Source organism: Devosia sp. Root436, from assembly GCF_001426345.1.
Lineage (GTDB): Bacteria > Pseudomonadota > Alphaproteobacteria > Rhizobiales > Devosiaceae > Devosia.
Window position 1 is genome coordinate 431596 of sequence record NZ_LMEM01000001.1, and the last position, 12317, is coordinate 443912.

At 64.6% G+C, this 12317-nt stretch carries 8 protein-coding genes; 3 read left to right on the forward strand and 5 right to left on the reverse strand.

Translation table 11 applies throughout. The features are described from left to right. The first annotated feature begins 89 nt into the window (after window positions 1-89). Entirely contained in the window at window positions 90-578 is a 489-nt protein-coding gene (locus ASD04_RS02180) for a peroxiredoxin (RefSeq protein WP_056251840.1), read from the forward strand. 156 nt (window positions 579-734) lie between these two features. After that, on the forward strand, window positions 735-1787 hold the full coding sequence (locus tag ASD04_RS02185) for a M23 family metallopeptidase (RefSeq protein WP_056251841.1): 1053 nt from the start codon (window positions 735-737) through the stop codon (window positions 1785-1787). A gap of 134 nt (window positions 1788-1921) precedes the next feature. Here the strand turns inward: ASD04_RS02185 and prfB are convergent. The 3 genes from prfB to ASD04_RS02200 form a co-directional block, all read right to left on the reverse strand. Continuing rightward, window positions 1922-3047 (reverse strand): peptide chain release factor 2 gene (prfB, locus tag ASD04_RS02190; protein WP_156461097.1). Its coding sequence is split into 2 segments (ribosomal slippage): window positions 1922-2977 and window positions 2979-3047, totalling 1125 coding nucleotides; the frame shifts between segments, so codons are not numbered across the junction. Window positions 3048-3114: 67 nt separating this feature from the next. After that, entirely contained in the window at window positions 3115-5634 is a 2520-nt protein-coding gene (locus tag ASD04_RS02195; protein WP_082530918.1) for a penicillin-binding protein 1A, read from the reverse strand. Between the two features lie 139 nt (window positions 5635-5773). Then, window positions 5774-7039: an N-acetylmuramoyl-L-alanine amidase gene (locus ASD04_RS02200; protein ID WP_162245093.1), complete on the reverse strand. Its 1266-nt coding sequence runs from the start codon at window positions 7037-7039 to the stop codon at window positions 5774-5776. Between the two features lie 608 nt (window positions 7040-7647). Here ASD04_RS02200 and ASD04_RS02205 point away from each other — a divergent pair. Next, complete coding sequence (locus ASD04_RS02205; RefSeq protein ID WP_056252812.1) at window positions 7648-10281, forward strand: ribonuclease E/G; 2634 nt, start codon at window positions 7648-7650, stop codon at window positions 10279-10281. Window positions 10282-10342: 61 nt separating this feature from the next. Here ASD04_RS02205 and ASD04_RS02210 read toward each other — a convergent pair whose 3' ends face one another. Both ASD04_RS02210 and ASD04_RS02215 read right to left on the reverse strand, forming a co-directional pair. Next, complete coding sequence (locus tag ASD04_RS02210) at window positions 10343-10930, reverse strand: hypothetical protein (RefSeq protein WP_156461098.1); 588 nt, start codon at window positions 10928-10930, stop codon at window positions 10343-10345. Between the two features lie 102 nt (window positions 10931-11032). Then, entirely contained in the window at window positions 11033-12178 is a 1146-nt protein-coding gene (locus tag ASD04_RS02215; RefSeq protein WP_244488224.1) for an aminotransferase class I/II-fold pyridoxal phosphate-dependent enzyme, read from the reverse strand. Window positions 12179-12317 lie beyond the last annotated feature (139 nt).

A 12317-nucleotide genomic window follows, 5' to 3' on the forward strand; every position in this document is an offset into this window, starting at 1 on the left:
CAGAAGGCGGTCTCTTGCCCAATGATACCGGCTGGACTATGGCACTGACACCACATTGTGGCTCGCAAGTGCTGAATGGAAGGTTTGCAATGGCCGATTTGACCGAAGGCGACCTCGCCCCCGATTTCACCCTGCCCCTCGACGATGGCAGCATGTTCCAGCTTTCCGCCCAGCGGGGCCAGCCGGTGGTGCTCTATTTCTATCCCGAAGACGATTCGGGCGGCTGCGTGGATGAGAATCGGGAGTTTTCCGAGCGGGCCGCAGCCTTTGCCGGGCTGGGGGCCAGGCTGATCGGCATTTCGCCCGACAGCATCGAGAGCCACATCAAGTTCCGCAGGAAATATGGGCTGGTCCTGCCGCTGGCGGCCGATCCGGAGCACAAGGCAATCGAGGGATTTGGGCTGTGGAAGCTCAAGAAACTCTATGGCCGCGAGTTCATGGGGCTGATCCGCACTTCCTTCATCGTCGGCGCGGACGGCAAGGTGGCCCGCATCATCCGCGCGACGCGCATCCTCGGACATGCCCAGAAAATGCTGGAAGCGCTTGAGGCGCATGTGTCTGGCGCGCCTCGTAAATAGCCTTTGTTAACCATGCCGCATCATACTCCGCACACCATATTCGGGGCGTGGACGGGGTAGAGTTGGGTGCGTGAACAGGCCAGTTTCGGGCGGTCGGACCATGGGTCGCATACAAGGTCGCCACGTCAGGGAATCCACCCCGCTCTGTTCTACGGCATGTTCGCCGTGCTGTTTGCCGGCAATGGCCTGCTTGTCACCGCGTTGCTGCTGGCCCCCGATATCGCCCGCCTGCTGAGCGGCCAGAACGAGCAGGTCATCGAGGCCTATGAGAATCGCATCGCGCAGCTGCGTGTCGAGGTCGATCGCCTGCATTCGCGCAGTTATGCGCAGGCCGGCGACATCAACCTGCAATTGCAGGAACTGGCGCAGCAGCAGGAAGTGCTCATAGAGCAGCATCAACTGGTGCGCGTGCTGGTCGACAAGGCGGATGAACTGGGCATCGAGGCCGCCGCATTGCCGGCGGACGAGGCAGGCAATATGGCGCTTGCCCCCAGCTCTGGCGGCAATCCCGATATCGACGCGACCGCCGCTGCCATCGCCCAGATGATGGATGAAACCCAGTTTGCCATGACGTCCATTGCCGAAACGGCGACCAAGCGCACCGACAGTATCGTGGCGGAGCTGTCCGGCCTGGGAATTGCAGTCGACCTGCCATCGGAACTGGAAGGCGTCGGCGGCCCGCTGCTGCTGCCACGGGACGATGGCGAGGCTTCGGCGACGGTGGACGACGCCAATGCGGTGATGGCGGCGCTGATCCGCTACAAGGCGGCGCGCGACGGCATAGACGGCGCACCGATCCACATGCCGATATCGGGCAATTTCCGCCAGAGTTCCGGCTTCGGCAACCGGACCGACCCGTTCACCGGCGGCCGCGCCTTCCATTCGGGGCTCGACTTTGCCGCACCCAAGGGCACCACCGTTCTCAGTGCCGGCAAGGGCGTGGTCAGCTTTGTCGGCACGAAATCCGGCTATGGCAATGTGGTGGAAGTGACCCATGCCAATGGGCTGATCAGCCGCTATGGCCACCTCTCGGGCTTCCTTAGCGAAGTCGGCCAGGCGGTCAATACCGGCACGCCGATCGCCAAGGTGGGCTCTACGGGACGCTCCACCGGGCCACACCTGCATTTCGAGGTGCGCAAGGCCGATAGCGCGATCAATCCGAAAGCGTTCCTTGAGGCCGGGAAGCGATTGCTGGCATTGTTGGGTTAGTGCCACGCCCTCGCGGTTCGAGGCTCGCAAAAGGGCTCGCACCTCACCAAGAGGGCTGCTGATAAATCGAACCAGGAGTAGCCCCCATGGTGAGGTGCGCTTCTTCAGCGCCTCGAACCACGAGGGCGTGCCCCCTATTCTTCCGCCGTCACATCCGTCGCCACGCCGACCCGCTGAGCCAGGGCTGCTTCCATGAACTCGTCGAGGTCGCCGTCCAGCACCACGGAGGGCTGGCCGCTTTCGACGCTGGTGCGCAGGTCCTTGACCATCTGGTAGGGCTGCAGGACGTAGGAGCGGATCTGGTGGCCCCAGCCGATATCGGTCTTGCTGGCGGCCTGGGCGTTGGCCGCCTCCTCACGCTTCTGCAATTCAGCCTCGTAGAGGCGCGACTTCAGCATGGCCATCGCCGTCGCACGGTTCTTGTGCTGGCTGCGTTCCTGCTGGCAGGCAACGATGATGCCCGAGGGGATGTGGGTGATGCGGATGGCCGAGTCCGTCGTATTGACGTGCTGTCCACCGGCGCCCGAGGCGCGGTAGGTATCGACCTTGAGGTCGGCTTCGCGGATTTCGATATCGATGGAGTCATCGACAACGGGATAGACCCAGCAGCTCGAAAAGCTCGTATGCCGGCGCGCCGCCGAATCGTAGGGACTGATGCGGACGAGGCGATGCACGCCGCTTTCGGTCTTGAGCCAGCCATAGGCATTGTGGCCCTTGACCAGGATGGTCGCCGATTTGATGCCGGCTTCTTCGCCGTCGTGCATTTCGAGCACTTCGACCTTCATCTTCCGGCGCTCGGCCCAGCGGGTATACATGCGCAGCAGCATGTTGGCCCAATCCTGGCTCTCGGTGCCGCCCGCGCCGGAATGGATTTCCACATAGGCGTCATTGGCGTCCACTTCGCCCGAGAGCAGCGTCTCGATCTGGCGGCGGCGCGCATTCTGCTTGAGTTCGATCAGCGCGTTTTCAGCGTCCTTGACGATTTCGGCGTCGCCTTCGGCCTCGCCCATCTCGATCAGTTCGGCATTGTCGCGGATGCCCGATTCCAGCTCGCGCACAGCCTTGACGGCCACGTCGAGCTCGTCGCGCTCGCGCATCTTGGCGCGGGCCGTTTCGGGGTCGTTCCAGAAATCAGGGGATTCGGTCTCGGCGGTCAGCGCGTCGAGGCGCAGTTCAGCAGTATCCCAGTCAAAGATGCCTCCTCAGCAGGGTCAGCACCTGCTCGATTTCGGCGACGGTCTTTTCGATTTCCGTACGCATTGGACAATTCCTTAAGATAGTGGCGCCCCGTTTAGCGGAGCATGGCGACCGGATCAACCGCCCTGCCCTAGAACAGCCCGCCGCGTCCGGCCTGGGCGTTGATCCAGGTGCCGGTCCTGGGGTCGTAGACCGGCTGGTCGCTGGGAGCCGGCTGCTGCTGGAAGCCGGGCTGGGTGGTGAAGCCCGAGCCATATTGCTGCTGCATCATCTGCTGGCGCTGGATGGCGTCGAAAGCGTTGACGTCCACGCCGATGACCGAGGTCATCAGGTTCGGCCCGGTGCCCGGCTTGAAGGTCTCCTCGATGGCGGCTTCGCCATCGAAGGCCTTGACGCCGGAATTGGGGTTGATCCAGGCCGTCGTCATGCCCGGTGGCACGACGAACGGGGTCGGCGGCTTGCCTTCGAGGGCTTTCTGCATGAATGCGGTAAAGATCGGCGTGGCAAAGGTGCCACCGGTGACCGAAGACCCCATGGAGCGCGGCTGGTCGTAGCCGACATAGACGCCGACGGCGAGCTCGGGCGTGAAGCCGACGAACCAGGCATCCTTGTAGTCATTGGTGGTGCCGGTCTTGCCGGCCACCGGGCGGTTGAGCACTTTGGCGGCCGTGCCGGTGCCGCGCTGCACCACGCCTTCCAGCATCGAGGTGACCTGATAGGCGGTCATCGGGTCGAGCACCTGCTCCCTGTTGTCCACGATCAGGGGTTCGCCCTGCCCGGTCCAGCTATCGGCCTCGCAACCCTGGCACAGGCGCTGGTCATGCTTATAGACGGTGACGCCATAGCGATCCTGGACACGGTCGATCAGCGTCGGCACGATCTTGCGGCCACCATTGGCAATGGTGGCGTAAGCGGCGGTCATGCGCATGTCGGTGGTTTCGCCCGCGCCGAGCGCCATGGCCAGCACCGGCTGCATGGTGTCGTAGACGCCGAACATCTTGGCGTATTCGGCCACCAGGGGCATGCCGATATCGCGGGCCAGGCGCACCGTCATGACGTTGCGGCTGCGCTCGATGCCGCGCCGCAGGGTCTGGGGGCCGTAGAATTCCTGCGCGTAGTTTTCCGGACGCCAGATCGAGCCATCGGCATTGCGGATTTCCACCGGCGCGTCGAGCACCACCGAGGCCGGCGTATAGCCATTGTCGAGCGCCGCGGCATAGACGATGGGCTTGAACGAGGAACCGGGCTGGCGCAGGGCCTGGGTGGCGCGATTGAACTCGCTCAGCGAATAGGAGAAGCCGCCGACCATGGCCAGCACGCGCCCTGTGCGCGGGTCCATGGCGACCAGGGCGCCCTCGATCTCGGGCACCTGCTCCAGCGTATAGATGCCGGTCTTGCCAGCAACCGGGGAGACGTAGACCACATCTCCTACTTTAAGAATATCCTGCAAAGGCTTGGAAACCCACTTGATCTCCGGCCCGGATAGCGTGCCCTCGACGCGATCTTCGGCCACGGCGCCGCCGGCGAGGCCGTCCGGCCGCAGGCCGATGCGGGCTTCGTTGCTGCCCATTTCCAGCACCACGGCGAGCTGCCACTCGGGCACGTCGCCGAGCGGGATGATCTTGGCCACGTCGAGGCCCCAGTCCTCGCCGATCTCGATGCTGGCGACCGGGGTGCGGAAACCCTTGCCGTGGTCATACGCGATCAGCCCGTCCATCAGGGCCCGGCGGGCATATTCCTGCAGGCGCGGCTCGAGCGTGGTGCGCACCGACAGGCCGCCGCCATAGAGTTGGTCCTCGCCATAGAGCTTGGCCAGTTCGCGCCGCACTTCCTCGGTGAAATATTCGGCCGAATAGAGCTGGCTGCCCCCGGCGCGCGGGATGACGTTGAGCGGGTCGGCCTTGGCGATCTCGCCCTCTTCCTGCGTCGCGTAGCCATTCTCGACCATGCGGTCGATGACCCAGTTGCGGCGCTCGATGGCGGCCTGCGGGCGGCGGAACGGGTGGTAGTTGTTGGGCCCCTTGGGGAGCGCGGCGATATAGGCGGCCTCGCTCAGGGTGAGTTCATAGAGTGCCTTGTCGAAATAATTCAGGGCCGCCGCGGCCACGCCATAGGAGTTGAGGCCCAGGAATATCTCGTTGAGATAGAGTTCGAGAATACGGTCCTTGGAGAAGGTCGACTCGATGCGGATCGCCAGCAGGGCTTCCTGCAGCTTGCGGTCCCAGGTCTGCTCGGAGGTGAGCAGGAAATTCTTGGCCACCTGCTGGGTGATCGAGGAGCCGCCGCCCTGGATGGCGCTGTTGCCGTCCAGCCGCGCCATGAGGTTGTCGCGCAGGGCGCGGAACACGCCGTCGATGGCGATGCCGCCATGGGAGTAGAAGTCCTTGTCCTCGGCCGACAGGAAGGCGTGGACGAGCAGCGGCGGCACGGTTTCGATGGGCTGGAAAAGCCGGCGTTCGCGGGCGAATTCGGCCAGCAGCGTACCGTCGGCAGCATGGACGCGCGTCGTCACCGGCGGCTGGTAGTCCTTGAGCACGGTATAGTCCGGCAGGCCGGCGGAAACGGTGGTCAGGTAGACCGCCACTGCGGCGATGCCGGCCAAGGCGGCGAACATCCCAAAGCCAAAAATCCAGCCGAGCAAGCGCAGCATATAGTCGTTCTCTCCGAGACGGGCATTCGGCCCGCCATAGTCATTCCGCGCAGCGGATTGGAAGCAGAATCATAGCAGACGGCAGCCCGAAAGTGGATCACAAGCCCGCAATGGCAGCGCGCGTGGCGCAATTGTCACATCAGTCCTCGGGGGCGAGGCTGTCGAAATAGGTAGAGACGCCGCGCGCCAATGCGTCGGCCGTGCGGTCCTGCCACGGATCGGCGAGCAGGTTGGCCATATCGGCGGCGTTGGAGAGGAACCCCAGTTCCACCAGCACCGAAGGCACGTCGGGCGCCTGCAGCACGAAGAAATCGGCCTGCCGCACCGGGAAACGGCGCAGGGCGACACTGGGTTCGAGCTGGTGGACGATGGCCTGCGCCGCCGTAAATGACTGGTGCCGCATTTCGCGCCGCATCAGGTCGAGCAGGATATCCACCACTTCGGGGGCCATCTGCGGCATGGCGAAGCCGGCGATGACGTCGGTCTTGTTCTCGTTGTCGGCCAGGATCTTGTCGAGCACGTCGGTCGCGTTCTCATCGCGCGTATAGACGCTGGCCCCGCGAATCTCGGGCTGCTGGAAGCTGTCGGCATGGATGGAGATGAAGAGGTCCGCCTTGTTGGTGCGGGCCAGCGCCACGCGCTCCTCCAGGCGCAGGAAGGTGTCGTCCTCGCGGGTCAGCGCCACATCGAACCGCCCGGAAGCGACCAGCAGGGCCTGCAGGCGCAGTGCGAAGGCGAGGACGATGTCCTTTTCCTTGATGCCGTCGGCGGTTTCGGCGCCGCTGTCGATGCCGCCATGGCCGGGATCGATGACCACCAGCGGCCGCGTGGCGATGGGCAGTTCGGAGCCGCCGGCGGGCGTCGATACATCGGCGACAGGCGCGGCGGCGCTGGATGCTGCGAGGTCGCGCGCCACATTGGCTGCAAATTCCTCTGCCGTAGCCGGGATCACATCCACCACCAGCCGCGCCGGCTGGTCCTCGAACGGGTCAAGCATATAGGCCTGCTGCACCTGTGCCGGCGCCGACAGGGTCAAGGTGGTCCGCACGCGATCGGGCGCAGCCTGCTCGACCAGGTATTGGGCAATGCTGCCGCCCTCGCCGGCCGGCTTGCCCGATGGTTCGGGTACCGAGAAGGTGGCTGCCCGTACGTCGATGGCCAGCCGATCGGGATCGCTGAGCGAAACCAGGGCAAATTCGGTCGGGGCCGCCAGGTCGATCACCAGCCGGGCCCGCTCCGGGGTGACCGAGACACGGACATCCATCACATTGGGCAGGCCGACCAGCGGGGTGGCCGGAGCGGTTCCGGCAGCGCTTTCCTGTGCCTGCGGCATGGCCGACAGCAACAATGCCGCAAACAGCGCCGCCAGCAGCGGCAGGACAAGCAGACGAACGGGTTTCAACAAGCGCAGACCGGCCCCAAATTCAGCAGGCGCCATGTGCCACCCGGATCGGGCGATTCTGCGGCGCGAATGCCCTTATGCGATGATTTGCCGACCGGGCCAAGAAACGGGCGGTGAAATGGTTTGCCCCGGCCGGTTTTGACTTTCCTGTTGCCATTCGGTCGCAACATCCCTACACGCTAGACGCGAGGCGCATGCTTCCTGCAGAACCAGTTTGCGTCGGCCCAGGGCCAACGACAGCGGTGCCAGGAAGTGGCCGGCCCAAGGGAACGAAGAGAAATCCCGACGGCTGGTTCAGAAGCGGCAAATCCTGCGCTTCGCTACGAATTTCGGTCCCACCGGACCGGACGGCTGCCATTCATCCCCGGATGCCGGCAGCCCAATAGGAAGAGGTCAGATGGCCCGCAGGCGGACAGAACGCGACGCGATCGAATTTCCCGATTGCCGTTTTGCCACGCTGCATCTTCCGGCCGTGACCACACATATCGGCGCGCCCAAGGCAGAGCTTCCGCGCGCCACACACCCCAAACCATTCGCCTCGCACAGCGCTATGAGAAGGATTCCGGCTTTCCGGCGCCCTCTTGTCGGCGCGCGAGCGCGCGGAGTTCATTATGGCTACCAAGAGAATGCTGGTGGATGCCATCCACCCGGAAGAAACACGGATTGTCGTCACATCGGGTAACAGGCTCGACGAATTCGACTTCGAATCGGCGACCCGCCGCCAGTTGCGGGGCAATATCTACCTCGCCAAGGTCACGCGCGTTGAGCCGTCCCTGCAGGCGGCGTTCGTCGAATATGGCGGCAACCGCCACGGCTTCCTCGCCTTCAGCGAAATCCACCCTGATTATTACCAGATTCCGGTTGCCGACCGCGAAGCCCTGCTGCGCGACGAGGAAGCCGAGGACGACCATCACGACGATGGCGACGAGAACATCTCCCTGCCCGAGGGCGTGACCGAGCCGGACGCCGAAGCCGACCCGCAGGACCACGATGACGACAGCCACATCGAACAGGCGCCGGCCAATGCCGAGCCGGTGGAATCGATCGGTGGCGCCGATGCGCTCGAGGAAGTGCCGGAGCGTCGCCGTTCCAGCAGCAATCGCCGTCACTACAAGATCCAGGAAGTGATCAAGCGCCGCCAGGTCATGCTGGTACAGGTGGTCAAGGAGGAGCGCGGCAACAAGGGCGCGGCTCTCACCACCTATCTGTCGCTGGCCGGCCGCTATTCGGTGCTGATGCCCAATACCGCCCGCGGCGGCGGTATTTCGCGCAAGATCACCAATGCAGCCGACCGCAAGCGGCTCAAGGAAATCACCAGCGATCTCGAAGTGCCGCAGGGCATGGGCGTGATCCTGCGCACGGCCGGCGCATCGCGCACCAAGGCCGAGGTCAAGCGCGACTTCGAATATCTGATGCGCCTGTGGGAAAGCGTGCGCTCGCTGACGCTCAAGAGCCAGGCGCCGTGCCTCGTCTATGAGGAAGGCTCGCTGATCAAGCGGACCATTCGCGACCTCTACAACAAGGATATCGACGAGGTGTTCGTGGCGGGCGACAGCGCCTATCGCGAGGCCAAGGACTTCATGAAGATGATCATGCCGTCCCACGCCAAGAACGTGAAGCCGTATGTCGAAGACCAGCCGCTGTTCAGCAAGTACAATATCGAAGCCCAGCTCGACTCGATGTTCTCGCCGACAGTCACCCTGCCCTCCGGCGGCTATATCGTCATCAACCCGACCGAAGCGCTGGTTTCCATCGACGTGAATTCGGGCCGCTCCACCAAGGAGCACAATATCGAGGACACCGCGCTCCAGACCAATCTGGAAGCCGCCGAGGAAGTCAGCCGCCAGCTCCGCCTGCGTGACCTCGCCGGCCTCATCGTCATCGACTTCATCGACATGATGGAGAACCGGAGCAACCGGGCCGTCGAGCGCAAGCTCAAGGATTGCCTCAAGGACGATCGCGCCCGCATCCAGGTCGGCCGCATCAGCCATTTCGGCCTGATGGAAATGAGCCGCCAGCGCATCCGTTTCGGCGTGGTGGAAAGCTCCACCCATAAGTGCCCGATCTGCGATGGCACGGGTCTCGTGCGCTCCACCGAATCGCTGGCGTTGATGATCATGCGTCATATCGAGGATCATGTGCTGCGCCGCCAGGGCCAGTCGATCAATGTGCGCGTGCCGGTGGAAGTCGCGCTCTACATCCTCAACTTCAAGCGCGAGACGCTGACGGCGCTGGAAATCCGCAACCAGCTGTCGATCACCATCACCGCCGACGGCAAGATGACGGGCAACCAGTTCGCCATTGAAAAGGGCGAGACCCGCGTCATGGCCTATGCCGAGCAGCGCGCCACCGAGCATGTCCGCGTCGACAGCGCCGTCATCGATGACGAGGTCGAGGAAGAAGACATCGCCGAGGAAATCGAGGACGAGGAAGCCGAAGAACGTCCGTCCGCCGCAGCCGAGGGCAGCGAAGGTGAAGGCGGCCGTCGCCGCCGCCGCCGCCGCCGTCGTGGCGGTTCCGAGCGTGGCGAAGACAATGGCCAGCGTCCGCAGCAGCAAAGCGCCGCACAGGCGCCTGCCGTGGAAGGCGATGCCGAGGGCAGCGACGAGGATGGTGAAGGCGACGAGGATGAAAATCCGGCTCGTCCGACCGGCGAAGGCCAATCCGATGGCGAGACGCGCAAGCGCCGCCGCCGCGGCCGTCGTGGCGGTCGCCGCAACCGCCGCGATGGCGAAGAGGGTGTCGAGAAGGCGCCCTCGCCATCAGGTGAGGGCCTGACGGCAGCCGAGACTTCGGCTGTCGCGGACGAATTGCTGGCCCAGGACGAGATCGTGGCGGAAGAAACGGCCGTCATTGCCGAGCCGGCACCTGCCGAAAAGCCCAAGCGTACCCGCCGCAAGAAGGTCGAGGAGACCGTTGAGGCGACGCCTGTTGATGCCGCGCCCGCAGTGGCGCCGGTTGAAGCCGCGGCCCCGGCCGAAGACGAAAAGCCCAAGCGCAAGCCGCGTGCCCGTAAACCCAAGGCGGAAACCGCCGAAGCCGCGCCGGCCGCGGCGGTCGCCGAGGCGGCTCCCGCCCCGGTCACGGAAGCCAAGGCGGACGCACCCAAGCCGCGCCGTGCCAAGAAGGAACTGCCGGCCGAAGGCATCGTGGTGTCGTCGAGCGCAGCCAAGGCGGAAGCCGAAGGCGAGGCCGAGCCCAAGAAGAAGGCCGGCTGGTGGCAGCGCCGCCTCGGCCTCGGCTAGAGCGCGGCGACGTTCTGAAACAACAAAGGCGGCCCGCGGGCCGCCTTTTTATTTTCCGGGGTCAGACAGGGCGCGCCTTGACGATCAACTGCCGGCGCAGGATCTGCACGCCCATTTCCGGCGTGCGCAGCAGCGTCAGGTTGGTGTGGTCCTGATCGGCGGCCCGCTCGGGATGGTTGTGTCCAGGCAGGTCCATGCGCCGCCGGTCCGGGCCCAGGTAGCGGCGGGTCTCGATATAGGTATGTTCCTGCCCGATCTGGGCTGCCAGCCGCGTGCTGACGATATGGCTGTTTTCGGGCAGGCAAATGACGTCGTCGAAGCCCATCTCGATATATTCGAGCATCTCGTCGCCCGGCCCGTCCTGCAGGAACAGCACCACCGGCGCGAAGCAGATATTGACCGAGCCGGCGTGGCGCACGCGGTCGAGCAATTGCCGCTTGGCGTCCATGCCGATGCCGTAGTGGACGAGAAAGAACAGGATGCGGTGAATATGCCAGTCATTGCCGCTGAAATCGGCGGAGCCGGAAACCACCCCGAAGCCGACCTTTTCGCCCAGCGAGATCAGGGCGGCGGTATCAGGCTCGTCGTGGGCGACCACGATAGCGGCGCAGTGGGCGAGGACGCCCGGATCGGCTTCATGGGCCTGCATGGCGTGGACCTCCATCCTACCAATGCTCCCATAGTATAATGGCCGGGCCTTAAGGGCGCCTGCCGCCGATAGATAAATTTGTCGGCATGTGTGGCGGCGCCCCTAGCGCAGGAACGCGGCCATCCGCTGCAGCGCCATGTCGATGCTGTCGCGCGTGCCCGCATAGGAAAACCGCACATAGCGATTGCCGCCGACGCGGTCGAAGTCGATGCCCGGCGTGGCGGCGACACCGGCTTCGTCGAGCAGCCTTTCGCAGAACCGCATGGAGTCGTTGGAGAAGCGGGAAATGCCGGCATAGGCATAGAAGGCGCCATCGGCCGGGCTGCCGATATCGAAGCCCAAGGCGTGCAGACCGTGGTCCAGCAGGCCGCGATTGACCGCATAGGCCGCCTTCTGCTCCTCGGCATAGTCCCGCTCGCCGAGTGCCACGGTGGCGGCGATCTGGCTCAGGGTCGGTGCCGAGATGAAGAGGTTCTGCTGCAGGATTTCGGCGCGCCGCACCAGCTCGTCCGGCAGCACCATCCAGCCGATGCGCCAGCCGGTCATGCAGTAATATTTGGAGAAGCTGTTGATGACGATGGCGTCGCGGGTCAGTTCCAGCGCGCTGACCGAGGGGCCGCGATAATCGAGGCCGTGATAGATCTCGTCGGAAATCAGCCGCACGCCAAGGCGCCGGCAGGTGGCGACGATATCGGCCAGCCCTGCGCGGTCCACTGCGGCGCCGGTTGGATTGGCGGGGCTGGCAAACAGCAGGCCTTCGAAACGCTCTGCGGCATGGGCAGCGGCGATAGCGGCGCCGGTCAGCCGCCAGCCATTATCGGCTTCGAGGGGAATTTCCACCATGCCGAAGCCGAGGCCCAGCAGCGTATTCACATAGGCCGGATAACCGGGGCGGGTAATGGCGATCCTGGCGCCAGGGCGAAAGGCGGTGTGAAAGGCGATGATGAAGCCGGCCGACGAGCCCATGGTGGCGAGGATGGAATCGGCATCCACGGCAACGCCGTGCTGATCGGCGTAATAGGCGGCCAGCCCATCACGCAATTCGGCCAGCCCCTTGGCATTGGTATAGCCCTGTGCCTGTGGCAGGGCTCGCGCCACCGCCTCGATGACCCGCGGCGCCGGGGGCGAGCCGGGCTCGCCGACCTCGAGGTGACACACAATGCGGCCGGTCGCCTCGATCGCCTTGGCGCGCTTGAGGATTTCCATGGCATGGAAGGGCATCAGGCCATCAGTGGGCTGTTCGGTCACGGGTTCTTCCTTACCTCTCCTTTGGGGGAGAGGTCGGCGCGCAGCGCCGGGTGAGGGGGCCTTTTCTTGGCTCGGTGCGTGGGGAAGGCCCCCTCACCCGACCCAAGAGGGTCGACCTCTCCCCCAAAGGGAGAGGTGA

Bases quoted from the DNA above. Each gene is read 5' to 3' on its own strand.
- ASD04_RS02180 (WP_056251840.1), top strand. From the start codon at position 90: ATGGCCGATTTGACCGAAGGCGACCTCGCCCCCGATTTCACCCTGCCC.
- ASD04_RS02185 (WP_056251841.1), top strand. From the start codon at position 735: ATGTTCGCCGTGCTGTTTGCCGGCAATGGCCTGCTTGTCACCGCGTTG.
- ASD04_RS02195 (WP_082530918.1), bottom strand. From the start codon at position 5,634: ATGCTGCGCTTGCTCGGCTGGATTTTTGGCTTTGGGATGTTCGCCGCC.
- ASD04_RS02205 (WP_056252812.1), top strand. From the start codon at position 7,648: ATGGCTACCAAGAGAATGCTGGTGGATGCCATCCACCCGGAAGAAACA.
- ASD04_RS02210 (WP_156461098.1), bottom strand. From the start codon at position 10,930: ATGCAGGCCCATGAAGCCGATCCGGGCGTCCTCGCCCACTGCGCCGCT.